Annotated in this window: 23 protein-coding genes; 11 read left to right on the top strand and 12 right to left on the bottom strand. The window is 65.2% G+C overall.

The window, feature by feature from the left end:
• Positions 1-150 precede the first annotated feature (150 nt).
• The 4 genes from N826_RS22160 to N826_RS22145 all read left to right on the top strand — a co-directional run bounded on the left by N826_RS22160 (position 151) and on the right by N826_RS22145 (position 2813).
• A complete protein-coding gene (locus tag N826_RS22160; RefSeq protein WP_044432412.1) occupies positions 151-414 on the top strand; it encodes a BrnT family toxin in 264 nt (87 codons plus the stop codon).
• Positions 404-676, top strand: coding sequence for a helix-turn-helix domain-containing protein (locus tag N826_RS22155; protein ID WP_084721031.1), 273 nt, complete (start codon positions 404-406; stop codon positions 674-676). Before N826_RS22160 ends, N826_RS22155 begins: the two co-directional genes overlap by 11 nt.
• A gap of 141 nt (positions 677-817) precedes the next feature.
• Positions 818-1231 carry a DUF2442 domain-containing protein gene (locus tag N826_RS41855; RefSeq protein WP_084721029.1) on the top strand — a complete coding sequence of 138 codons (414 nt, stop codon included), beginning with the start codon at positions 818-820 and terminating at the stop codon, positions 1229-1231.
• Between the two features lie 700 nt (positions 1232-1931).
• A complete protein-coding gene (locus N826_RS22145) occupies positions 1932-2813 on the top strand; it encodes a terminase small subunit (RefSeq protein WP_044432410.1) in 882 nt (293 codons plus the stop codon).
• 6 nt (positions 2814-2819) lie between these two features.
• Here N826_RS22145 and soxA read toward each other — a convergent pair whose 3' ends face one another.
• The 9 genes from soxA to N826_RS22100 all read right to left on the bottom strand — a co-directional run bounded on the left by soxA (position 2820) and on the right by N826_RS22100 (position 11233).
• Positions 2820-3590: a sulfur oxidation c-type cytochrome SoxA gene (soxA, locus tag N826_RS22140; protein WP_244619668.1), complete on the bottom strand. Its 771-nt coding sequence runs from the start codon at positions 3588-3590 to the stop codon at positions 2820-2822.
• A gap of 38 nt (positions 3591-3628) precedes the next feature.
• Positions 3629-3949, bottom strand: coding sequence for a thiosulfate oxidation carrier complex protein SoxZ (soxZ, locus tag N826_RS22135; protein WP_044432407.1), 321 nt, complete (start codon positions 3947-3949; stop codon positions 3629-3631).
• Positions 3950-3967: 18 nt separating this feature from the next.
• Positions 3968-4432 (bottom strand): SoxY-related AACIE arm protein, encoded by a 465-nt coding sequence (locus N826_RS22130; RefSeq protein WP_211099344.1) that lies wholly within the window; start codon positions 4430-4432, stop codon positions 3968-3970.
• Between the two features lie 16 nt (positions 4433-4448).
• The gene (gene soxX, locus N826_RS22125) at positions 4449-4853 is read right to left on the bottom strand and encodes a sulfur oxidation c-type cytochrome SoxX (RefSeq protein WP_044432406.1); all 405 of its coding nucleotides are present in this window, start codon (positions 4851-4853) and stop codon (positions 4449-4451) included.
• Positions 4850-6121 carry an NAD(P)/FAD-dependent oxidoreductase gene (locus tag N826_RS22120; protein WP_044432405.1) on the bottom strand — a complete coding sequence of 424 codons (1272 nt, stop codon included), beginning with the start codon at positions 6119-6121 and terminating at the stop codon, positions 4850-4852. The genes soxX and N826_RS22120 overlap by 4 nt, the downstream gene beginning before the upstream one ends.
• Before the next feature lie 11 nt (positions 6122-6132).
• Positions 6133-6447: a c-type cytochrome gene (locus tag N826_RS22115; protein WP_052831794.1), complete on the bottom strand. Its 315-nt coding sequence runs from the start codon at positions 6445-6447 to the stop codon at positions 6133-6135.
• A 16-nt stretch (positions 6448-6463) separates the two neighbouring features.
• Positions 6464-8656: a xanthine dehydrogenase family protein molybdopterin-binding subunit gene (locus N826_RS22110; RefSeq protein WP_044432403.1), complete on the bottom strand. Its 2193-nt coding sequence runs from the start codon at positions 8654-8656 to the stop codon at positions 6464-6466.
• A 21-nt stretch (positions 8657-8677) separates the two neighbouring features.
• Positions 8678-9148 (bottom strand): (2Fe-2S)-binding protein, encoded by a 471-nt coding sequence (locus N826_RS22105; protein ID WP_044432401.1) that lies wholly within the window; start codon positions 9146-9148, stop codon positions 8678-8680.
• Positions 9149-9307: 159 nt separating this feature from the next.
• The gene (locus N826_RS22100; protein WP_052831792.1) at positions 9308-11233 is read right to left on the bottom strand and encodes a potassium transporter Kup; all 1926 of its coding nucleotides are present in this window, start codon (positions 11231-11233) and stop codon (positions 9308-9310) included.
• Positions 11234-11417: 184 nt separating this feature from the next.
• Here N826_RS22100 and N826_RS22095 point away from each other — a divergent pair, with 184 nt between their 5' ends.
• The 5 genes from N826_RS22095 (at position 11418) to N826_RS22075 (ending at position 14421) form a co-directional block, all read left to right on the top strand.
• Entirely contained in the window at positions 11418-11861 is a 444-nt protein-coding gene (locus tag N826_RS22095) for a GNAT family N-acetyltransferase (RefSeq protein WP_147040917.1), read from the top strand.
• Between the two features lie 168 nt (positions 11862-12029).
• Complete coding sequence (locus N826_RS22090; RefSeq protein WP_157599358.1) at positions 12030-12194, top strand: hypothetical protein; 165 nt, start codon at positions 12030-12032, stop codon at positions 12192-12194.
• A 32-nt stretch (positions 12195-12226) separates the two neighbouring features.
• The gene (locus N826_RS22085) at positions 12227-12481 is read left to right on the top strand and encodes a hypothetical protein (RefSeq protein ID WP_044432396.1); all 255 of its coding nucleotides are present in this window, start codon (positions 12227-12229) and stop codon (positions 12479-12481) included.
• Positions 12482-12496: 15 nt separating this feature from the next.
• The gene (locus N826_RS22080; protein WP_044432394.1) at positions 12497-12817 is read left to right on the top strand and encodes a twin-arginine translocation signal domain-containing protein; all 321 of its coding nucleotides are present in this window, start codon (positions 12497-12499) and stop codon (positions 12815-12817) included.
• Between the two features lie 11 nt (positions 12818-12828).
• The gene (locus N826_RS22075; protein WP_044432393.1) at positions 12829-14421 is read left to right on the top strand and encodes an FAD-dependent oxidoreductase; all 1593 of its coding nucleotides are present in this window, start codon (positions 12829-12831) and stop codon (positions 14419-14421) included.
• On the opposite strand, the gene N826_RS22070 is transcribed toward N826_RS22075, so the two are convergent.
• On the bottom strand, positions 14405-17413 hold the full coding sequence (locus N826_RS22070) for a bifunctional [glutamine synthetase] adenylyltransferase/[glutamine synthetase]-adenylyl-L-tyrosine phosphorylase (protein WP_244619667.1): 3009 nt from the start codon (positions 17411-17413) through the stop codon (positions 14405-14407). The two genes, N826_RS22075 and N826_RS22070, sit on opposite strands and share 17 nt — an antisense overlap.
• Positions 17414-17527: 114 nt before the next feature.
• Here N826_RS22070 and N826_RS22065 point away from each other — a divergent pair, with 114 nt between their 5' ends.
• Positions 17528-20731 (top strand): YhdP family protein, encoded by a 3204-nt coding sequence (locus N826_RS22065; protein ID WP_044432390.1) that lies wholly within the window; start codon positions 17528-17530, stop codon positions 20729-20731.
• A gap of 201 nt (positions 20732-20932) precedes the next feature.
• On the opposite strand, the gene tyrS is transcribed toward N826_RS22065, so the two are convergent.
• Complete coding sequence (gene tyrS / locus N826_RS22060) at positions 20933-22186, bottom strand: tyrosine--tRNA ligase (RefSeq protein ID WP_044432388.1); 1254 nt, start codon at positions 22184-22186, stop codon at positions 20933-20935.
• A gap of 141 nt (positions 22187-22327) precedes the next feature.
• Here tyrS and N826_RS22055 point away from each other — a divergent pair, with 141 nt between their 5' ends.
• Positions 22328-23395 (top strand): anhydro-N-acetylmuramic acid kinase, encoded by a 1068-nt coding sequence (locus tag N826_RS22055; protein WP_044432386.1) that lies wholly within the window; start codon positions 22328-22330, stop codon positions 23393-23395.
• Between the two features lie 197 nt (positions 23396-23592).
• Here the strand turns inward: N826_RS22055 and N826_RS22050 are convergent, their stop codons facing one another.
• Positions 23593-24255, bottom strand: coding sequence for an alpha/beta hydrolase (locus N826_RS22050; protein WP_044432385.1), 663 nt, complete (start codon positions 24253-24255; stop codon positions 23593-23595).
• Positions 24256-24474 lie beyond the last annotated feature (219 nt).

Raw genomic sequence — 24474 nt, 5'->3', positions numbered from 1 at the left:
TCCATATCAGGCCCGGAAAAGAGAACACCCCACCATAGTAGCTCCGCCAGCCGGATTGAACTTGCTGCCAGCAGCTCCAGCCCAACGTCGTAGCGTTTCCGCACTTGACTTTTCTACGCTAACAGCGTACTTTTGATTGATAGTGATCGTATGGAAATCAGCTTCGATCCGAACAAGGATGCAACCAATCAGCAGGACCACCATCTGCCGCTGGCATTTGGAGAACAGGTTCTTGCTGGCCGAGTCTTCGAATTTCTGGACACTCGGTTCGACTACAGTGAAGAGCGGCTGGTGTGTTTCGGCTATGTCGAAGGCCGCTTGCATGTATGCGTCTATACGGCCCGTGATGAAGTCTTTCGAGTAATCTCGGTTCGCAAAGCTAACGAGCGGGAGGTCAAGAAATATGGCTGCTAAAATGCTCAACGATGACAACCCGGACTGGAGCGAGTTCACACCCGCCCCTCTGGACCATGCCGCCAAGCTCAAGGCGACGCGGGCGCGCCTCTCCATGAGTCAGGCCGCGTTTGCAGCACTCCTTCACATTCCACGCTCAACCCTGCAAAACTGGGAGCAGCGCCGCACAGAGCCGGACGCGTTCACCCTGACCATCATCGACCTGATCTACGACGACCCCGAGGGAATGGCCGAACGGCTGAAGCGGAAGCTTGTTGCCTGAATTGAATCCCTGGAGCGACGGAAACGTTTTGGCACCCTGAACTACATCTGCGTCTGCTGGATTTATCCGATCCTGCCGCTGACCTCGATCAAGGTCGTCCACATTGTGGGTATTTGGCTTTCAAAGCATGGAGGACATTGCATGGCCGACGATCCTTCAACCCAAATCACAGCCGCCGAGTTGCGCGGCGCAGAAATGCTGGATGCTGATCCCCGTGCCATAGCCGCATGTTTCGACGCCGCCAGCGGCCTCATCAACGTGGGCCTTTCCAACGGATGCAGCTTCGCCTTCCCGGTACGTCTGGCTCAAGGACTTGAAGAAGCAAGCCCGGACGCGTTGGCCGAAGTGGAAATACTGGGCCAAGGATACGGCTTGCATTGGGAAAAGCTGGATGTCGATCTCAGCATCCCCGGACTGTTGGCGGGACTGTTCGGCACCAAAGCCTTCATGGATCGCCAACGCGCCGCCAGAGCCGGCGCTTCGACCTCTCAGGCAAAGCCTGAGGCAGCGCGTCAGAATGGCAGGAGGGGTGGTCGGCCGTCGAAGTCAGCGTAATTTTTGTCTCCATTGCGAACAATACGATACCGGCCGTCTTTGCTTTCTGCAGCATGGCTCCCTCTCGAACAGAGAGTCGGAGGCTCGCCCGCCGATAGGGAGCAGTCCATGTCACAATGATGCGAACAGCTTATCGATCTGGCGATGGAATTCGATGTTCGCCGCTAGTTCTTCCGAAGCCGCTTGATTCCGCCCGAGCACCTGAAAAACGCTCGCATAGCTGATTAGATATGACGACCCGGGCGCTTCGCCTATCCCCCGCCTAAGTGACTATCGGTGCCAAACGGCCCCTCCTCGGCGGGCAGCGGGCGCGACCGTTGCAGGACGCTTACCTCGCACGCCTCGACGATAGGCGTCCTGTATATCCCTAGTCAACACGCAAGACGCGCCGCAGCCAGAGCGCCCAGTTTGATCCGGCTTTGATGTTACCCTACAAACTGTAGGGTAACATCAAAGCCGGATCAAACTCGCGTCCTGAAGCAAAGCTAAACCATTGATTTAGTTAGTGCGGCAGGTCGTGGTAGAGCGAAGCGGCACTCGACAAGCAGGCGTGTCTATGTCGGGTGCCGCTTCGCTCTACCACGACCTACCGACTACAAATCACACCCGCATGCCGCTAAGCCCATAAGCACAGCCGCCTTGACACCGCCTAGCTAAAAGGACTAAAGTCCTTTCAATCAACACCCGGAAAGTCCCTGCCATGCCCCAGTCTGCTGAAGCCTCAGCCGAAACCAACACGGCTGCCCAAACCACGCCGCCGCTGCCGCACCGGCAGGAAGTCTTCGCCCGGCATATCGTTGCCGGGTGCAGCCAGGCCGAAGCCGCACGGCGGGCTGGGTATGCCTGGGATAGTGCGCGGCAGACGGGGTCGCGGCTGGTGGCCGACGTCAACGTCGCGGCCCGCATCGCGGAACTGGCGCTTGCCAGGGAGGACAGCCACCGCACGGAGCATGACGATCTGGTCGCCAACCTCAAGCGCCTGATGACCGACAGCATGTCGAAGAAGAACACCAGCGGCGCGCTCCGCGCCATCGACATGCTCGCCCGCTTCCAGGGCCATTACGCCAACGGCAACCGGGGCCAGTCCGGCAGAACCTCGGCCCTGTCCGACACGCGCGACGCACCGCCGTCCGAACCCGCCCCGCAGCCCGTTCCCGTTCCCGTCCCCACGCCCGAAGAACCCGAACCCGAGGCCGTATTCGACCCGCCAATGCCGCCGGCACCGCAGCTGCCGGTAGAGCCGGCTCCCGCACCCCCTCCTCCTCCCCGCATGCGGCCGGACCACGCCATCCGGGTGCTTCAGGCCAAGATCAGCATGATCGCCCATTGCCGCGACACGCTGAAGTCCCGTCACCCGCAAGTCTATCAAAGCCTCGCCTTCACGGAGGAAGCGGCGATGTTCTTCGACGACGCGCTCGACCTCCTGTCGGAAGCCGATTGGCCGACCCGCCAGTCGCCCGGCAAGTGGCTATGGCCGCACGGCAACCCGGCAAACCCCGCGCTTTCCTGGGTCCAGGACGCCGACGCCCGCATCGACGCCTATGCCGCGGCCCTTGTCGAAGCCCAAGATAATGACGTTTAAGTACGTTTAGGGACGAACCGCAGGAGTCTCGACCGCCATGCCGCGCGACCGCGACATCAGGTAAAGCTCCAGCTCCACGAACTCCGGCGAGCCATAGGAGTACGGTTCCGCCCTGACCCCCGCCATGCAGTTCCGCAAGCGCCGCTGAAGCGATCCCATCGACTGCCATTCCAGCCGGTAGATCGGGTACCCGGTCGCGTGTCCCTGCGGGATCACGCTGCCGCCCAGCTTCCGATCCCAATTGGCGTCGTGGCAGTCGGCGCAGGAGAAGTCGAGCTGCCCCTGCTTCCGGTGGAAAGCCTCGTCGCCCGCCTTGATCGCTCCCGCCAGCCGGGCGTCGTCCCCGACCTGCACCGGCATACCGCGCGACTGGAGGCCGACATAGGCCGAAAGAGCCAGGATTTCCGCGCTCTCCCACGGGAAAGGTTCGGCCTCCTGGTTCTTCTCCCGGCAGGTATTGATGCGCTGGTCCAGGTTGATCGGGCCGCCGGTCCCGGTATCGAAAGCGGGGTAATGGGCAGCCACCCCATGCATCGACCGCGCCGCGTCGCCGTGGCAGTCGGCGCAGGACTTGTCCGCAGCCCCGGCCTTGCGGTTCCAGATGTCCTCCCCCTCCAGCACCGCGAGCATGCCGGGGTTGGAGGTATCGTCGCCCTGCATCGCCTGGGTCTGCGGTCCCATGAAATCGAAGCCGGACCGCCGGCTGTCACCATCGGCATCCGCCAAACCGACCGCCGCCGACCCGACCAGCGCCGACACGATCAGAACCGGAGCCACACCCACACCCAGAAAGGAAAGCCGCCGTGACCCTGCGCTCATTCGACCGTGATTTTCGCCGTTTCCGTCTGGGTCTGACCCTTGTCGTCGGTCCAGCTCAAGGCCAGTTCGCCGCTCTCCGTCGCCACCGTCGTAAAGGTGATGAAGGGGTTGGCCGTGATGGCGGGGAACAGGTCGGCGCTGAAGACTTCCTCGCCGTTATAGGTGCAGGTGAAGCGGTGGATGATGTCGCGCGGAATCAGCGCGCCGTCTGGACCGGTGCGGAAGCCGGTCTCCATCGGGTGCGAAATCAGGGTCTTGATCTCGACGACCTCGCCGCGCTTGGCGGTCGGCGGGACGTTGATCAGGGTGCGAGCCATGTCTTCGATTCTCCGGGGTCAGCTCTCGGCGCAGGCCGGCAGCGTCACGATCACCTCGGCCTCGTCCACCCAGAAACTGCCGTCGCTGAGCTGGGCGATGGCGGTGATCTTCTGGCTGTCGCCCAGGCGGATGCGGGTCGAAACGCTCGCCCTGCCGGAGCGCGGCGTCAGGTGGAAGGTCGCGACGTTGGGCTGCGGGTTCTTCTCGTTGAAGACCGCTATCGTCTTCACATAGTCGTTCGGCTCCATCCAGTGCGCGACGTTGACCGCCAGCGGGACGGAGTTGCCGTTCTCGACCAGCGCCGGCAGCACCAGTTCGACCTTGCCCTTGGCAACCGGGGCGGAGCCGGTGAAGGCGCGAATCGCCGCCTCCATCTCCTCCGGTTTCGCCATAACAGGGCGCACCAGCAACAGGGTGGCGAAAGCCGCTCCGGTGGCAGCCCCGGTCCGCAGGATGTCGCGGCGTGTCGCCAATATCGTCAAGTCCTGGACCCTCCGGTCAGTCGCGCAAGGTGGCAAGGAACGCCACCACGTCTTCGATCTCTTCGGCACTCAGGACAGGCTTGTCGCGCCACGCGGCGCCGACCCGCTCCAACCCGTCCGTCCGATAATAGCTTGGCATGATGGAGCCGGGGTCAAGCCTACGGCTGTCGATCAGCCGCAGCCTGATCTGTCCCTCCGACAGCCGCGACCCCACTCCGGCCAGGCTGGGCGCCAGATCGCCCTGGAACCGCTCCTCCGGGAACGGGCCGGTATGACACAGCAGACACAGCCCGCGCTGGCGGCTGGTGACGACGGCGCGGCCCCGCGCCGGATCGCCCGGAGCCTCCACCAGCGGTGCCGGCACCGCATCGCCGACCACGGTATAAGGAAGCAGAGCCAGTGCCAGCACGACGCCGATCATCCGAAGACTTCCGCCGTGACGGTCTCGAACCACGCCTCCGCATAGCGGGCCTCGGTCGCACGGACGGAAGCGGGAGCGTCCAGCGGGCTGACCCCTCCGGCGCCCTCGATATCGGCCAGCACGCCCTTGGCCGGCGCATAGACGCCCGCGACCGAAATCCCGTAATCCGGGGCGACAAGGCTGTAGCAGGTGTTGATCAATTTGGGCGAGGTCGGAACCCCGCCCTCCAGCAGCATCGCCACGGCCTCCGCGCAGACCTTCGCCTGGGCATTGGCGGAAAAGGCGGATTTCGGCATGGCGCCCGCCATGGCGCTGTCGCCGATCACGTGGATGTTGGGCTGAAGCGTCGATTCGAAGGTCACCGGATCGATCGGACACCAGCCGCTGCGGTCGGTCACTTGCGCCGCAAAGGCGATGGCTCCCGCCTTCTGCGGCGGGATGACGTTGGCGACGGCTGCGGAATAACGCTCGAAATCCGTCACGAAGGTCTTGCCCTCCCGCTCGAAGGCGGTCACCTGCCCGCCCTGCGACAGGCCGACCCATTCCAGCGTATCGGGGTAAAGCTCCTTCCAGGCATTCTGGAACAGCTTCTGCTTAGAGAAGCTGTCCTTGGCATCCAGCACGATCAGCTTGGACTTCGGCTTGCGGGTCTTCAGGTAATGGGCGATCAGGCTCGCCCGCTCATAGGGGCCGGGCGGGCAACGGTACGGCACGGGCGGTACCGACATCACCACGACGCCGCCGTCCTCCATCGCCTCCAACTGGCGCTGGAGCAGCGTGGTCTGCGGGCCGGCCTTCCAGGCATGGGGCACGTTCTCGGCCACCGCCGCGTCGTAGCCGGGCAGCGCGTCGAACCGCATGTCGATGCCGGGAGCCAGCACCAGCCGGTCGTATTCCAGAATAGTGCCGTTATCCAGCCGGACTTGGCGTGCCTGCGGATCGATGCGGGCGGCGTGCTCGTGGATCATGGCGACACCGTCGGCCTTGACCTTGTCATAGCCGAACTTCTGCCCGTCCATCGGCCGCAGCCCGGTCACGACGGCGCTGCTCATTGGGCAGGAAACGTATGTCCGGTTGCGCTCGACCAGGGCCACATCCAGCCCGTGGCGGCTCAGGAAACGGGCGCAGGTAGCGCCGGCGAAGCCGCCGCCGATCACCACGACCTTGGCCTTCGCCTGCGCGAAGACGGGTCGGGCCAGCACCGTCGCCGACGCGCCGAGCGCCAGCGACTTCAGAACCGCGCGACGGTTTGGGATCGGTCCATCCATGACTTTCCCCCTCACCCCTTTTCCCCTCGGCGCGGCTGGACGATCCAGGACGCGATGTCCCGAATCTCCTGTTCGGTGAACCCCCTGGATATCCGGTCCATCACTGTGGGCGATCCCTGCCCCGCCCTGTATTCCAGCATCGCCGCCGCAATCTCGTCCGCCGACTTGGCTTGGATCGCCGGAATCCCGCCGCTCCGGCCATGGCAGCCGGAGCAGGAGGACGCCCCCGGAGGCTCCTTGGTAAGGGGGAGCGGGGCCGGCTGCTGCGCCACGGCCGGCCCGCTCAAGAACAGGACCATGACGCCAAGTACCGTTCTCAACTCCATGGGCGGTCCTTCCCCATCAGGCCTTGCGCAGGTCCGCGTTGGCCAGCGGAACCGACCGGATGCGCTTGCCGGTCGCGGCGAAGATAGCATTGAGAACCGCAGGTGCCGCCACGAAGATCGTCGGCTCCCCGACACCGCCCCAGAATCCGCCGGATGGGAGGACGATGGTCTCGACCGCCGGCATCTGGTCCATCCGCATCATCTGATAGGTGTCGAAGTTCTCCTGCTGGACCCGTCCGTCCTTCAGCGTGATCTCGCCATAGAGCAGCGCCGTCAGTCCATAGACGAACGAGCCTTCGACCTGCGCCGCGATCTGCTGCGGGTTGACCGCATGGCCGCAGTCGGTCGCCGCGACGATCCGGTGTATCTTCAGGTCGCCGCTGTCGCTGACCGACACCTCGGCGCAGGCCGCCACGTAGCTGCCGTAGCCCATGTGCTGCGACAGGCCGCGATAGACGCCTTCAGGAGCGGGCGTGCCCCAGCCGGCCTTCTCCGCGACCGCGTTCAGCACGGCCAGATGCTTCGGATGGTTCACCAGCAGCTTGCGGCGGAACTCCAGCGGGTCCTTGCCGGCGGCATGGGCCAGCTCGTCCACGAAGCACTCCAGGTAGATGGCGTTCTGGTTGTTGTTGACGCCGCGCCAGAACCCCGGCGGCACGGGAGGGTTCCGCATCGCGTGGTCGATCAGCAGGTTCGGCACGGTGTAGCCGAGCACGCCCTCGGTCCCGGTCGGGTTGAGGCCCTGGAAAGTCGCCGGGTCCTTGCCGTTCTGAAGCCCTTGCGGGTTGATGTTGGCCAGGATCGACTGCCCGGAAATCCGCATGTGCAGACCGTCCAGGTTGCCGTCCGCGTCCAGCGCTCCGGTCAGCTTGCACTGGGTGATCGGATGGTAGCGCCCGTGCAGCATGTCCTCCTCGCGCGACCAGATCAGCTTGACCGGCGTGCCGGGCATCTGCTTGGCGATCAGGACGGCATGCCGGACATAGTCGTGGCTGGACGACCGCCGGCCGAACCCGCCGCCCAGGTGCAGGCGGTAGACCTCGCATTGCGGGATCGGCAATCCTGCGGCGGTCGACGCGGTGGCAAGGGCGGCCTCCGCGTTCTGGGTCGCGGTCCAGACCTCGCACTTGTCGGCGGTGAACAGCGCCGTCGCGTTCATCGGCTCCATGGTGACATGGTGCTGATAGGGATAGCTGTAGACCGCCTCGACCTTCTTGATACCGGATTTGCCGAGCGATGCCTTGATGTCGCCGGCCTGGTTGCCGACGAAGGCTTCGGTCGCGTCCAGGCCCTCCTTCAGGGTGGCTGCGATCTGCTCGCTGGACAGGCCGGCATTGGGGCCTTCGTCCCACTCGACCGGCAGGACGTCGAGCGCTGTTTTGGCGCGCCACCACGTATCGGCCACCACGGCGACGGCGGTGTCGCCGACCGCGACGACCTGTCTGACGCCGGGCATCGACTCGACCGCCTTGGCGTCGAAGCTCTTGACCTTGCCGCCGAACACCGGGCACTCACGGACCGCCGCGTTCAGCATGCCCGGCAGCTTCATATCGATCGAATAGACCTGCGCGCCGTTCAGCTTCTCAGCGGTATCCAGCCGGGGAAGCGGCTTGCCGGCGATCTTCCAGTCCTTCGGGTCCTTCAGCTGGATGTCAGTGGGCGGCTGGAGCTGGGCGGCCGCCATCGCCACCTTGCCGTAGGTCGTCGTCTTGCCGGACGCGGCATGGCTGATGACGCCCTTGTCGACGCTGCACTCGGAGGCCTGCACCTTCCACTCGTTGGCGGCGGCCTGGATCAGCATCTGCTTGGCGGCAGCACCGCCCTTGCGGACATAGTCCTGCGAGTCGCGGATGCCCCGGCTGCCAGCAGTCTGGAAGTTGCCCCAGACGCGGTTGCGCGCGACGTTCTGGCCGGGCGTCGGGTACTCGGTCGTGACGCGGGACCAGTCGCAGTCCAACTCCTCGGCGACGAGCTGGGCAAGGCCGGTCAGCGTGCCCTGCCCCATCTCGACGCGGGCGATGCGGATGACGACGGTATCGTCAGGCTTCACCACCACCCAGGCGTTGAGTTCGGGGACGGCGGCTCCTGTCGTCGCTTCGGCAGCCTCGGCCGCGGTGAAGGGCACGTGGAAGCCCAGCATGAAGCCGCCGGCAGCGGCGGCCGAACCCGCCAGAAAGCCGCGGCGCGAGGTCTTGAGCATGGTCGTCATGGTTATCCTCAATCCTTCGCGTCAGCCGCGGGTTGCTTCGCCGGTATCGCCGGCCGCCATCTTGATCGCGGCGCGGATGCGGTTATAGGTGCCGCACCGGCAGATGTTGCTCATCTCGGTATTGATGTCGTCGTCGGTCGGATTGGGGTTCGACTGGAGCAGCGCCACGGCGGCCATGATCTGGCCGGACTGACAGTAGCCGCATTGCGGCACGTCCAATGCCGCCCAGGCCTTCTGCACCGGATGGCTGCTGTCGGGCGACAGCCCCTCGATCGTGACGATCTTCTGATCGGCGGTGACGGCGCTGAGCGGCATGACGCAGGAGCGGGTGGCGACCCCGTCCAGATGCACGGTGCAGGCGCCGCACTGCGCGATGCCGCAGCCGAACTTGGTGCCGGTAAGGCCGACCTGCTCACGGATCACCCACAGCAGCGGAGTATCCGGATCGGCGTCGACCTCGTGCGTTTTTCCATTGATGGTAAGCTGAACCACGGAAATCCTCCTGTCCCGGACCACCTGGGCGGTGGTCTCAATCCCTTGTATTCGTTCGGTATTTTTGTTTGTTCTACCAATTACATTAAACCGTCCGGGGAGACGGCGCAATTGGCGATGGCGGAATGCGATCAACTCTGCGTGTTCAGGGGTTCTTCGTCAGATCTCCACCTGTCCACCCAGCTCCACCACCCGGTCGAACGGCAGGCAGAAGAACTCCAGCGGGTTGGCCGAGCTTCGGAACATCCAGGCGAACAGCTTTTCCCGCCAGATCGGCATGCCGGGCTTGGCGCTGGGAATGACGGTCTTGCGGCTGAGGAAGTACGAGACGGTCGCAGGCTCATAGATGAAGCCAAGCTGGTCGTAGCGGGCCTCCCTCAAGGTCCGAGGGATGTTGGGCGACTGCATATAGCCGTAGTGCAGATTCACGCGATTGCAGTTGCAGCTCAGGTCGATGCCCCTGACCCGGCGGTCATGGGAGACATAGGGGACTTCCTCAATGATGACGCTCAGCAGGATGACGCGTTCGTGCAGGACATGGTTGTGCTTCAGGTTGTTGAGCAGCGACAGCGGCACGCCGCCGCTCACGTTGGCCAGGAAGATCGCGGTTCCCGGCACCCGCACGACGTCCTCCGCGACCTTCTTGAAGAACTCGGCTTCCGGGGTCGCATTCTGCTCGAAACCGGCCTTCAGCAGCGCGCGGCCCCGGTTCCAGGTGGTCAGCAAAAGGAAGATGACCAGCCCGATGGTCAGCGGGAACCAGCCGCCGTGCAAAATCTTGGTCGAATTGGCGATAAAGAACGACAGATCCACGATCAGGAAGAAAACGACCAGCGGCACGGTGTAGCGCCGTGGCCATTGCCACAGCAGCACCATGACCAAGGCTATCAGCACGGTGTCGATCACCATCGTCCCGGTCACCGCTACCCCATAGGCGGAGGCAAGATTGGTCGAGGTCTGGAAGCCCAAGACCAGCGCCACCACGAAGACGGCCAAGGTCCAGTTGAGGACGGGAATGTAGATCTGTCCGATCTCCGTCTCGGAGGTATGGACGATGCTCATGCGCGGCAGGTAGCCCAGATGCATCGCCTGCCGGGTCACCGAGAAGGCACCCGATATCACCGCCTGCGAGGCGATGACCGACGCCGTGGTGGCGAGCAGCACCAGGGGGATGCCGGCCCAGCCCGGCCCCAGGTGGAAGAACGGATTGACGATGCTGTCGGGATGGGTCAGCAGCAGCGCGCCCTGTCCGAAGTAGTTGAGCATCAGGGCCGGCAGCACCAGCAGGTACCAGGCCAACCGGATCGGCAGCCGGCCGAAATGGCCCATGTCGGTGTACAGCGCCTCCGCCCCGGTAACGGCCAGCACGACCGCGCCCAGCGCCAGGAAGGCGGTCAAGCCGTCCTCGATCATGAAGGCGGCGGCATAATGGGGGCTCAGCGCCCACAGGACTTCCGGGTCCTGGACGATGTTCAGGATGCCGAGCACGGCCAAGGTGCTGAACCACAGCAGCATGACCGGACCAAAGAACACTCCGATCCGCGCCGTCCCATGGCTCTGGATCACGAACAGCGCGATCAGGATAGCGATGGTCAGCGGGACTACGGCGGGATGGAGTTGCGGCGCCGCCACCTCCAGCCCCTCCACCGCGGACAGCACGGAGATGGCCGGCGTTATCATGCTGTCGCCGTAGAACAGCGCGGCGGCGAAGACGCCGAGCATGCCGACCAGCGCCGCGACGCCCGGCTTGCCGTGGGTCACCCGGTTGAGCAGCGCCAGCAGCGCCAGGCTGCCGCCCTCCCCCCGGTTGTCGGCCCGCATGATGACGATGACGTATTTGACCGAAACGATGATGGTGACGGCCCAGAAGATCAGCGACAGCACGCCCAGGACATGCAGTCGGTCGAGTTCCAGAGGATGCGGACCGGCGAAGGTTTCCTTCATGGTATAGAGCGGACTTGTACCGATATCGCCAAAGACTACCCCGATCGCGCCAAAGACGAGCGCCGCGACGGAAGACTGTTCCGCGTGAGGCCCGGCCTGGGGATGCGGGGCGGGGTTCACCATCTCGTTTCCGCTACTCATGCGTTTCGACCCCTATTGCGGCGTTCCTCGACAGCTTCACTCAAACACGCAGGCGAATGCAAAGTCTCACCAGCCATCTTTTGTCCCTCATGCCCTGCTCCCGTGCGTCGAAAAGCGGGGGTGATCGGCACCGAAAATCGGCTAAAGAGGGGGATCGCACAGGCAACCTGGAAAAGGACCGGGAATGATCGAGATCCGTGACCCCACGGCAGCGGACGAAGTGGCTTGGCGCTGCTTATGGAACGGCTATCTCAGCTTCTACGAGACGATGGTCCCCGAAGAGGTCACGGCGGAAACCTGGCGCCGCATCCTCGATCCGAAGTCCGGCATCTTCGCCCGGCTGGCGGTGCGGAAGAACAAGGTCGTCGGCTTCGCCGTCGCGATGCTCCACCCCGGAACATGGTCGGCGACGCCGGTCTGCTACCTGGAAGACCTGTTCGTCGCCCACAACGTACGAGGGCATGGCGCCGGCCGTGCCCTGATCGAGGATCTCATCGCCCAGGGCCGCGAGCAGGGCTGGAGAAAGGTCTACTGGCAGACGCGCGCGGACAATGCGGCGGCACGCCGCCTTTACGACAGCTTCGCAGCCGCCGACGGCTTCGTGCGCTACACGGTGGAACTCCGTTAAAGTCACGTGCCGCACAAGTCGCAGTACGTTGTGGTTCGCGCCATTCACCGAACGCCTTCGGCATTAGAACAACTGACATCGTTGCAAGAAAGGGGTGGGTTCGAATAAACTAAATTCATGTCAACTTTTATCTCAATGCTTATCTTCGTGATATTGGGATGGCTGCTGATGGCGCCGCTGATCATCCCGCCGTGCTGGCAATTGTGCCGTCGCTGGGGTTATGCGCCGGCACTCTCCCTGCTGCTCCTGATCCCCTACCTGGGATTCGTCATCCTCATCCTGCTGCTGCAAAGCCCCCGGTCTAACGAACCAGGTATCGCCCGACGCTCGTGAACGGCGTCCGCGCACCATGAAGAAGGGCCACCATGATCTCATTCCACGCCTTCCAGATGGGTCTGCTCTTGTTGCTGTTCTGCGCGGTCATGGCGCCGCTGCCGGGATGCTGGAAGATCTGCCGGCGGGCCGGCTGGCCGGGATGGATGTCCTTGCTGATCGTGATCCCCGTCGTCAATGCGGCCGCGGTCTTCCTGTTCGTGAACTCTAAACCCAGCCGGTTCAACGCCGCGCTGCGCCGTAACGTCGAGCCCAATTCGACGCTCCATCTCCCGGTACACCACTGAAAGATGCCGATACGAATGCGCAGACGCCACTTCCTGAAAGCCCTGGCCGCCGTGACGGCCGCCGCCGCGGCCGGCCTGCCGGTGGTATTCCCGGCACGGGACCCGCTGGAAGCCATGCGTGCCCTGGGACGGACATACCTGGAGCTTCATCCGGAGGAAGCATCCGCCGCTCGGGCGTGGCAGGTCTCGCTGGCGGAAGCCGGGGAAACCGGCATGCGCGGCCACACCGCCCGTCACGCCCGGCTCGACCTTGAGGACGGCGAGGTCGTGACAGTCGATGGCTGGGTCCTGCCCCGCTCGCTGGCGCTTACCTGTTCCGCATTGGCGCTGGCATAAGGGACCCAGGCATGTTCATCGATCTGCGCACCCTGGACGACGGCTCCGTCCTCGAAGCCGACATCTGCATCGTCGGCGCCGGCCCCGCCGGCATCAGCATGGCCCGCAGCCTGATCGGCACATCCATCGATGTGCTGGTGATCGAAAGCGGGGATATGGACTATGACGACGCCACCCAGGCGCTCTATCGGGGCGAGAGCGTCGGCGTGCCCTATTTCGGCCTGGAAGACGCGCGGCTGCGCTTCTTCGGCGGCAGTTCGAACCATTGGGACAACTGGTGCGGAGAGTTCCAGCCGATCGATTTCCAGCAGCGTTCCTGGGTCCCGTTCAGCGGCTGGCCGTTCGGCCCCGAGGAGTTGGAGCCCTGGTACGACTTGGCCAGACCGATCTGTTCACTCGGGCCGAGACGGAAGAACGCCGAGATCTGGGACAAGCTGAACGTCGAACCCATCGTCCTCGACGAGTCGCGGCTGAAGTTCCACTTCTGGGAGATCGCAACGCCGACCCGTTTCGGCGAGGTCTACCGGGAAGAGCTGCGCAAGGCCCCGAACATCCGCGTTTTGCTGAACGCCAACGCCACCGAAGTGGTCAGCGACGCCGCAGCCCATAAGGTCGAGTCGGTCGAGTTGGTGACTTTCAACGGCCACAAGGCCCGCGTCAAGGCCCGCCATTTCGTGCTGGCCTGCGGGGCGATCGAGAATGCCCGGCTGATGCTGGCGTCGGACCGGATCGAGCCGCACGGCATCGGCAACCGGCGCGATGTGGTCGGCCGCTTCTTCATGGAGCATCCGCGCGACCGGATCGGCAGCCTGGCGACCAGCGACCCGTTCCACCTGATCGATATGTTCCGGCCGGGCTGGTTCGGCGAGCACGTCTTCTGCCCCTCCATCACGGTCCCAGCGGAGAAGACGAAGGCCGAGCAGATCCTCAACACCCGGCTTCAGCTTCTATACGTGACCGACGAGACGTCCATGGCGACGATGCGCCGCTTCGCCCAGTCGATCGAGGCCGGACGGGTGCCCGACCGGCTGGCCGAAGGGTTGTGGGACCTGATCCAGGGAACCGACATCACCGCCTACAACCTGTACCGGCGGGCGGTCCATAACCGTCCCATGGTGCCGAAGCCCGACGGTGTGCAGCAGGTCTATTTCCTGTGTCAGGCGGAACAGGCGCCAAACCCGGACAGCAGGATCACCCTGTCGGACCGGCGCGACGCGCTCGGCTCAAGGCTGCCGGTGCTGGACTGGCGGCTGGGGGAACTGGACAAGCGGACGCTCCAGGTCCAAGGCAAGCTGCTGGGCGGCGAGCTGGCCCGGCTGGGCCTCGGGCTGTTCCAATTCGATCCCTGGTTGCGGGAAGGCGGGACCTCCTGGAGCCCATCCATGGTCGGTGGGTACCACCAGATGGGAACGACCCGGATGTCCGACGACGAGCGGACCGGCGTGGTGGACGCCGATTGCAAAGTCCATGGTTTGGACAACCTGTACGTTGCCGGAAGCTCGGTCTACCCGACCGGCAGCAACATCAACCCGACGCTGACGCTGGTAGCCTTGGCGCTGCGCCTTTGCGACCACCTGAAGCAGCGGATCACGGAGCGGGTGTAGCCTGACCCAGTTTCGCCGCCGGCTCGTCCACCAGTGCCGTGAAATGCCGGTATGCCCTGGCCGCGATATCGCGCGCCAGCAATTCCAATGCGTCGAAGCCGAAATCCTGGTCCTCGGCGCGCTCCGGGAAGGCGGCGCGGATCATAGCCTCGCGCAGGCCCGCCGGGGCCTTGTCGGCGACGAACTTGCCCTCGGTGGTCAGGCGCAGGAAGCCCTGGATGCGCCGCCACAGGGACAGGGCGGCGCACAGGTCTTCCGCGACCGTCCCGTCCAGCACGCCGGCCTGGGCGGCGGCACGCAACGCCGTGGCGGCGTCGCTGCTGAGGATCTCCGGATGGTCGGAGGCATGGCGGAGCATCAGGTACTGGGCGATGAACTCGACGTCGATGGTGCCGCCCCGGACATACTTGACTTCCCAGATGTCGGTGGTGCCGAACTCCTTGTCGATTCGGACGCGCATCTCCGCCACGTCGCGCAGCAGCTTGTCGGGGTCGCGCGGGCGGGTCAGGACTTCCCGGACCGCATCGTTCAGGCGCGACGCCAGTTCGGCCGGACCGTGAATCACGCGGGCGCGGGTCAGCGCCATGTGCTCCCACGTCCAGGCGTCGTTGAGCTGGTAGCGGGTAAACGCTTCGAGGCTGATCGCCAGCGGACCGGAGTTTCCGCTGGGACGCAGGCGCATGTCGATGTCGTACAGCCGCCCCTCGCCGGTCGGCGCTGTCACGGCATTGATCATCCGCTGGGTCAGGCGGATGAAATACTCGTTCGGCGCCAGCGGCTTGGGTCCGTCGGAAGTCCCAAGGCCAGGCGGCACGTCGTAGACCATGATGAGGTCCAGGTCGGACCGCAGGGTCATCTGCCGGCTGCCCAGCTTGCCCAAGGCCAAGATCGCCACGGAATGGCCGTTGAACCGGCCGTGGCGGCGGGCGAAGTCGTCAGTGACGCGCGGCTCCAGCGCCGCCAGCGCCAGATCGGCCACGTCGGACAGGAACGGCCCGCACCGTTCTCCGTCGGTGATGTTACGCAAGATGTGGATGCCGGCCCAGAGTATCTGGTCGTTGGTCCAGCGCCGGGCGATGTTCAGCACGTCCTCGAAGTCCCGCGCCTGAGCCAGCAGCAGGTCGAGCTGTTCGGCCAGCGATTGCCGGTCGGGCAGCCCGTCGAAGAAACCCGGCGTCAGCACGGCATCGAGCCGGTTGGGGTTGCGGCTCAGCACCTCGGCGAGGCGCGGCGCCGTGCCCATGATCTCGGCCACGAGGTTCAGCAAGTTGGGATTGCTGTAGAACATCGAGAAGAGCTGGACCCCCGCCGGCAGCCGGGCCAGGAATTCGTCGAACCGGTTGAAGGCGTCGTCGGGGTGTGGTGTGGAACCCAGCGCCTCGAGCAGCGCCGGCCCAAGCTCCGTCAGAAGCTCCCGCGCCCGCGTGCTGCGGGTCGCCCGGTAGCGGCCATGATGCCAGCCGCGGACATGCGACGCGACGGCGCCGGGGTTGCCGAAACCCATGTTCCGCAGGGTTTCCAGCGTGTCCGGATCGTCTTCCGTGCCTGTGAAGACGAGGTTGCCCGCGCTGCCGGCCAGGGGCGGCGCTTCCTCGAACAGGGCGGCGTAATGGTCCTCCACGAGGGTCATGGTCGCCAGCAGGTCGGTCCGGAAAGGCTCGGGCCCGTCATAGCCCATGAACAGGGCGAGCGCCGCGACCCCGGCATCGTCCGCCGGAAGGGCATGGGTCTGGCGGTCCTCCTTCATCTGGATGCGGTGCTCGACCGTGCGGAGATAGCGGTAGGCCTGGATCAGTTCGTCCGCCACGCTGCGGTCGATCCGTCCGGCCTCGACCAGGGCCAGCAGGCTCGGCTCCGTGCCGGAGGTGCGGAGCGTCGGGTCGCGTCCGCCGAAGATCAGCTGCTGGGTCTGCGCGAAGAACTCGATCTCGCGGATGCCGCCTCGCCCCAACTTTACGTTGTGACCGTTGACCGCAACGGCCTTGTAGCCGCGATGGGCGTTGATCTGGCGCTTGATCGAGTGGATGTCCTGGATCGCCGCGAAGTCCAGGCTGCGGCGCCAGATGAACGGCACCAGGAAGCGCAGGAAGGTGCGGCCAGCATCCAGGTCGCCCGCCACGGCCCTGGCCTTGATCATGGCCGCCCGCTCCCAGTTCTGCCCGAGGCTCCCGTAATAGGCCTCCGCCGCCGAAACCGATACCGCCAGCGGTGTCGCCCCCGGATCGGGGCGCAGACGGAGATCTGTACGGAAGACATAGCCGTCCCGGGTCCGTTCCTCCATAATGCGGACAAGATCGCGCGCGAGACGGACAAAGGTTCGCGCCATGTTGTCCGGCTGGGTAGTCTGAACGACATGATCGTCGTATAGGACGATCAGATCGATATCACTGGAATAATTGAGCTCGCGCGCCCCGAACTTGCCCATGGCCAGAATGATCAGACCGCTCCCGACGGAAGGATTTTCCGGATCGGGCAGGATAAGCGAACCAGCCCCGGCGGCCTTGACCAGCAGATGGTCGCAGGCAAGGTGGAGCGCTGTCTCCGCGAACCGGCTGAGCGCGCCGGTCACCCGGGCGAGATCCCACGCTCCGGCCATATCGGCGACGGCGGTCAGCAGGGCAACCCGGCGCTTGGCTATCCGCAGCCGCGCCATCAGGCGCGGCATCTCGCGCTCCGTCGCCAGTTCGGTCCGGATCGCGTCCAACTCGGCGTCGAAGGCGGAGTCGTATCCGTCCGTGAACAGGCGCCGGACGAAGGGCAGGTCCGATATCAGCGCCTGCGTCAGGAAGGGCGAGTTGCCGAACACCGATTCCAGCAGCACCCGTCCCGCCGCGTCCTCGACATATTCCCGCGCGAAGGTCGCGGCGTCCTGGTCCGGGCAGCGGGCGGCCTGCTCGGCCCAGCGCTCCAGCCCGACCTTGACGGCGGCCGGATCGGCCGGCCTGGGCGGCGTGATAAGGGAAGACGGGACGGGAACGGGGATAGTGGACACGATCGGCACTGACTGCTTGGCTCAGGGGTGGATGAGACTGCGCGCCGATCGCACGCAGGTCAACCATCCCTTCCCCGCCGGCCCCCTTGGCGCGGTCGAACCGGATCGTTCGGCGTGATCCGGAAAGCGGGAAGACTGACATTCCTGATCGCCATCGAAGCGGTCAGCGCCGTCCTGATCGGACTGGTCGTGCTGGCGGGGCTGTTCTTCTGGCGGCTTTCCACCGGTCCGGTGAAGGTCGATTTCCTGACCCCCTGGATCGAGCAGACCCTCAACGACGCCGAGACAGGTGTCCGGGTCGAGATCGGCGACACGGTGCTGAACTGGGGTGGTTCGGAGCAGGAGCTGGAACCGGGGAGCTTCAATTTCCGCGCCTTCGACATCCGCGCCCGCGACGTCCGGGTCCATGGCCGCACAGGGGCGCTGATCGCGGCGGTGCCGGCGCTGGGCATCAGCTTCGACATGCGGGAACTGTTGCGCGGCCATGTCCAGCCGACCGTACTGAGGCTCATACGCCCCGAACTGCGTCTTCAGCGCACGACGGAAGGGATCGACGTCGATGTCAGGACGGAAGAACTGGCGGTCGAGCAGGACGATATCGATCCTGCGGCGGAAGTCCTGAAGGCGCTCCAGTTGCCGCCCGGCAGCCAGCCCGGCCCGCTTTCCCGGCTGACGGAGGTGAGGGTGGATGGCGCGCGGCTGATCCTGGACGATCAGGTGACCCATCAGGTCTGGCGCGCTCCCCGCGTCGACCTGGCGCTTCGCCGCAACGAGGGCGGCCTGCGCGGCGACGCGTGGCTGGACCTGGAAACCGGCAAGCGGACCACGCGGCTGCGCGCGGACCTGATCTTCCGGGGCAGCGACGGCATCACCTCGGTCGAGACGAGCTTTGACAATATCGCCCCGGCCGAGCTGGCGGACCGCGCCCCGGAACTGCGCCGGCTGGCAGCCCTGGGGATGGTGCTGGGCGGATCGGCCAAGGTCCGGTTCGACCGCAGCTTCACGCCGCTCGACGCCACCGTGAAGGTCTCCGGCAAGGACGGCATCCTGACACTCCCGGAATTCTATGCGGAACCACTGAAACTCGCTTCGGTCGAGCTTACCGGGTCGTTCAGCGGCCTGAACCAGCGCGTCACCATCGACGACTTCAAGGTGGATCTGGGAGGACCCAAGGTGTCGCTGAAGGCCGCGGCGGTGGATTTGGGCGCCCGCAAGCTGGAGGTCACCGGAGAAGCAGGGGCCGAGAACGTGCCGGTCGACGACCTGAACCGCTACTGGCCGCAGGGCCTTGGGTGGAACGCCCGGAACTGGATCACCGCCAACCTGTCCGCCGGCATCGCCCATCAGGCCGCCGCCAAGTTCCAGGCTCTGATCGACCTCGACAGTCCGGAAAGCTCCGTCCTCCAGGAGCTTGATACCGATATCCGCGTCAAGGGAGTATCGGTCAAATACTTCAAGGAACTGCCCCAGGTGACGGGAGTGGACGGAACGGTCCGCATCTCACCGACGACGCTGACCGCCGAATCCGCCGGGGGACGGCTCATGGACATGACGGTAGGGGCATCGAAGGTCGTCATCACCGGCCTGGACAAGAAGGACCAGTTCATCGACATCGCCGCCCCCCTGTCCGGTCCGCTGCGGACGGCGCTCGAGGTCTTGAACCACAAGCCGCTGGGCTTTCCCGACAAGCTGGGGCTGAAGCCCTCCGCCGTCGGCGGTTCGGCCAACGCCCGGCTGACCTTCAAGTTCCCGTTGGAGAACAAGCTGACGATCGACGATGTCGTCTTCGGTGCCAAGGGCAAGGTTTCGGACGTCTCGATCAGCGGCCTGATCCCGCGCCTTCCGGTCACCAAGGGCGACGCCGACCTGACGCTGGACCCACAGAAGTTGACGATCACCGGGAAGGCTCGGGTCAACGGCATCCCGGCAGAAATAAGCTGGATGGAGGCGTTCTCCAGCAAGGCCGACGTCCTGACGCGGATCACCGCGCGCGGCGAGTTGGGCGACGGCGACCGCGAGCGGCTGGGCTTCCCGACCAAGCCGTACCTGTCGGGTCCGGTCCAGATGGACGCGGTCTACACCGTCGCCAAGCCCGGCCAGGGCCACCTTGCCGCGACCTTCGACCTGCGGGAGGCCGCCATGTCGGTCGAACCGCTGGGCTGGACCAAGGCTCGGGGGCTGCCGGGCACCGCCAAGGGCACGCTGGAACTGAACCGGGGCGATGCGCTGCGCCTGTCCGGCATCGCGATCGACACGGCGGGGCTGAAGGCGGCCGGCGCGGTCGAACTGGCGGGCGGCGGCGACACGGTCGCCAGCGCCAGCGTCTCGGACCTGTCGCTGGGGGAGACGCGGGCCTCAGGTTCCGCCGTTCCGATGGCCGGAGGCGGCTGGAAGCTCCAGGTGTCCGGACGCAGCCTGGACGCCCGTCCGCTGATGGAGGACGGCAAAGGGCCGGGCCGCGACGGCGCCGAAGCCGGGAACCCTGAGGAAAAGGTCCCGCTGGAAGTGACGGCCAAGCTCGGCCGCGTCATCCTGGGCGAGGGCCGCGCGTTGCGCGATGTCCAGGCCGATCTCAAGCGCGATCGGCTGGACTGGACCTCGGCGCAGGTGGAATCGAAGGTCGGCGACGCGAACGCTCCCATGGTCCTGCGCTACGGACCGGACGGCAGGGCACGGCGCCTGGTACTGGAAACCAGCGACGCCGGCGCCCTGCTCCATGCGCTCGACCTGTTCGACAACATACGCGGCGGCCGGCTGACCATCGTCGGCCGTACCGACCCGACCAAGCCCGACAGCGCGCTGGCTGGCCGGATCGAGATGAACGACTACGAGGTGGTCAACGCCCCGGCGCTGGCCCGTCTGCTCAACGCCGCCTCGCCCAGCGGTTTCGCCGAGCTGGTGGAAGGCCGCAGCATCAGCTTCGCCAAGCTGACCGGCGAATTCCGCTGGGAAGAGGCGCTGAAGAAGATCTGGTTCAAGAGCGTCCGCACATCGGGTTCGGCGCTCGGCCTGACGATGGAGGGTCTGGTCGACGTCGGGACGGACCGGGCGGAGTTGCAGGGAACGATCGTGCCTGTCTACGGCCTGAACCGCCTGCTGGGCATCATCCCGCTGCTGGGAAACATCGTGACCGGCGGCGAGGGTCAGGGCGTCTTCTCCGCCACGTACAGGATCGACGGAAAACTCAGCGATCCTAACGTAAGCGTCAATCCGCTGGCCGTGCTGGCGCCGGGATTCCTGCGGAACCTGTTCTTCCTGGACCATGATCCAGGGGTCAAGAAGGACCCCTGGGTCTATGAGTATCCGGAGTCGGATTGAGGAGAGCGAAGTGCCTTCAACCCCAATACCAAGACTTGGAAGCCGTCATACCAAGACTTGATCTTGGTATCTCCTGGCATCAAGCTCCCACCCCGGCTCCGGTTTTGTGACAGGGCGCTGACGCCAAATCGGAAGTGACGCTAGGAGATGCCAAGATCAAGTCTTGGCATGACGAAACAAGAAACGGCTACTTACGGCCTCTCACCCCACCTTGACCAGCACGTGCCGCTTCTTGCCGGCGGACAGCTTCAGCACGCCATCCACGTTCAGGTCGGCCGCCGTTACGGCACGGGCCTCGTCCCCGATCGGCTCGTCGTTCAGGCGGGCGCCGTTGCCCTTGATCAGGCGGCGGGCTTCGCCCTTGGATGCGGCAAGCTCGGCGCGCACCAGCAGGTCGACCACCGGAATGCCGGCGGCCAGGTCGCCCGACGTCACCTCGATCGTCGGAAGGCCCTCCGCCATCGCGCCCTGCTCGAAGGTCCGTCTGGCGGTTTCCGCCGCTTCCAAGGCAGCGGCCTCACCGTGGGCGAGCTTGGTGGCTTCGAAGGCCAGCCGCTTCTTCGCCTCGTTGATGCCGGCGCCCTCGAGCTTTTCAAGCTCGGCGATCTCTTCCAGCGACAGTTCGGTGAACAGCTTCAGGAAGCGGCCGACGTCGCCGTCCTCCGTGTTGCGCCAGAACTGCCAATAGTCGTAGGACGACAGCCGGTCGGCGTTGAGCCAGACGGCGCCGCCCTGCGACTTGCCCATCTTGACGCCCGACGACGTCATGATCAGCGGCGTCGTCAGGCCGAACAGGCTGGCCTGCTCAACCCGGCGGCCCAGCTCGACGCCGTTAACGATGTTGCCCCACTGGTCAGAGCCGCCCATCTGGAGCCGGCAGCCGGCCCGGCGGAACAGTTCCAGGAAGTCGTAGGCCTGGAGGATCATGTAGTTGAATTCCAGGAACGTCATCGGCTGCTCACGCTCCAGCCGCAACTTGACGCTGTCGAAGGTCAACATGCGGTTGATCGTGAAGTGGACGCCCATGTCGCGCAGGAAGGTGATGTATTCCAGCTTCTCCAGCCAGTCGGCATTGTTGACCATCACTGCGTCGGTCGGTCCGTCGCCGAACGTCAGGAATTGGCCGAACACCCGCTTGATGCTCGCCATGTTGGCGGCGATCTGCTCGTCGGTCAGCATCTTGCGGCTATCGTCGCGGCCGGTCGGATCGCCGATCTTGGTCGTGCCGCCGCCCATCAGGACCACCGGCTTGTGGCCGGTGCGCTGGAGCAGGCGCAGCATCATGATCGAGACGAGGTGACCGATATGCAGGCTGTCCGCCGTGCAGTCATACCCGATATAAGCGGTGACGACTCCCTCGGAGGCCAGTTTGTCCAGGCCTTCCACATCCGTGCACTGATGGATGAAGCCGCGCGCCGACAGGGTGCGCAGAAATTCCGAACGGAGATCGCTCATCACGCTGTTCCAGGGTTTGATGCAAGGTTTAGTCAAGGCGCGTCTGTTAGCATAAAGGGCCTGACCGGGCCAGCGGGGCTTGCAGCATTACGGTTCTTCCATCACCTTCCACAACCCTCCACCAGCAACGGCGGTGAAACCATGACGTCCTCTCCCCTGCGGACAGCCCTGGGCCTGATGAGCGGCACCTCGCTCGACGGGATCGACGCGGCGCTGATCCGCACCGACGGCATCTCCCACGTCGAGACCGGCGCGCATCTGACGATCCCCTACGGCGACGAGTTCCGGGCGAAGCTGCGCGGCTGCCTGGGCGGCAAGGGCCCCGTGGCGGAGGTCGAGCGCGAGTTGACCGAACTGCACGCCGATGCGGTCAGACGGCTGGCGCGGGAAGCGGGCGGCATCGACCTGATCGGCTTCCACGGCCATACGATCTTCCACGCGCCCGACCAGGGCCGGACATGGCAAATCGGCGACGGGTCGCTGCTGGCGCGGCTGACCGGCATCCCCGTGGTGTTCGACTTCCGGACCGCCGATGTCGCCGCCGGCGGCCAGGGCGCTCCGCTTGTGCCGCTGTTCCACCGGGCTCTGGCCGCGACGCTGGAGCGGCCGCTGGCGGTGCTCAACATCGGCGGCGTCGCCAACGTGACGTGGCTGGGTCACGGCGACGACGACGTGCTGGCCTTCGACACCGGTCCGGGCAATGCGCTGATCGACGACTGGGTGCTCTCGCACACAGGGCGAGGTTATGACGCAAACGGGGCGCTGGCAGCCTCCGGCACGATCGACCAGGACGTGCTGGCGCGGCTGATGAGTTCGCCGTATTTCGGCCAGCCAGCCCCGAAGTCGCTCGACCGCGACGCCTTCGACCCGTCGCCTGTCTCGTCCCTGGGCGCCGCCGACGGCGCCGCGACGCTGACCGCCTTTACGGCCGCCTCTGTCGCCCGCTCGGCCGAACTGCTGCCGGAACCGCCCGTTCGCTGGCTGGTGACGGGCGGCGGCCGACTGAACGGCTTCCTGATGGGTCTGCTGCGGCAGATGCTGGGGACGGTGGTACAGCCGGTGGATGCGGTGGACTGGCAGGGTGACGCGCTGGAGGCGCAGGCATTCGGCTATCTGGCGGTGCGCAGCCAACTTGGATTGCCACTGAGTCTGCCCGGCACGACAGGCGTGCCGCAGCCGGTCACCGGCGGACGCTTCAGCGCGCCGTAGGGGTGGCGTGAGGACACTCGGGACAGTTCCGACCTTTTGTGTGACTTTCATCCATGGCGGAGTTGTTGGGCCACGGCCCAACCTACGAAGCAGGAGCCTGTAGGTTGGGCCGTGGCCCAACACCGACGCGCCGACAAGTCGGAACTTTCCGGTTCTGGTATCGGATGTCGGCAGGCCGTAACTTGCCGGCTTTGGTATTACTCTGCCACCGCCGCCATGCGGCTGCCGAGCGCATTGTCGAGGTAGTCGTCGACGTGCTTGTCGAGCTGTTCGACGTGGTTGGAGAACAGGTGCGTCGCACCGTCGACCAGACGGTAGTCGATCCGGATGTCGCGCTGGTGCGACAGCTTGTTGACCAGCTTTTGGACGCTCTGCTCCGGCACCAGTTCGTCCTTGTTGCCGTGGACGATCAGGCCGCTGGACGGACAGGGCGCCAGGAAGCTGAAGTCGAACGAGTTGGCCGGCGGGGCCACCGAGATGAAGCCGTCGATCTCTGGCCGGCGCATCAGGAGCTGCATGCCGATCCAGGCGCCGAACGAGTGGCCGGCGATCCAGCACGCCGAGGCGTTGGGGTTGAAGGTCTGGAGCCAGTCGAGCGCCGAGGCCGCGTCGCTCAGCTCGCCCTCACCCCGGTCGTAGGTGCCCTGACTGCGTCCGACGCCCCGAAAATTGAACCGGAGGGTCGAAAATCCCCGGCGGCCGAACGCGTGAAACAGGGTGTAGACCACCTTGTTGTTCATCGTCCCGCCGTGCTGCGGATGGGGATGCAGGAACAGCGCGACGGGCGCGTTGGGCTGCTTGCCGTGAACATACCGGCCTTCGATCCGTCCGGCCGGTCCATTGATCATTACTTCAGGCATTGCGGTGTGGGTCCCGGCGAAAACAGGTTGGCCCATACCTGACGGTATGAGTGGGCGGGGCTCGTTGATAACCGAGAAATGGAGTAGGATGTTCACCCGAGCATGCGAAGATCCCGCCGTTGGAATACTTGACCACTGCACTAGGTCATTATATACCGAATTGAGGTGATCCGCGGCGCCCGCTGACTACCCAGGCGTGTTGGTCATACCAATTCGACA

It is taken from the genome of Skermanella aerolata KACC 11604 (assembly GCF_000936425.1).
Lineage (GTDB): Bacteria > Pseudomonadota > Alphaproteobacteria > Azospirillales > Azospirillaceae > Skermanella > Skermanella aerolata.
Note: the sequence above shows the minus strand (reverse complement) of the source record. Positions and strands in the feature narration are given on the sequence as shown.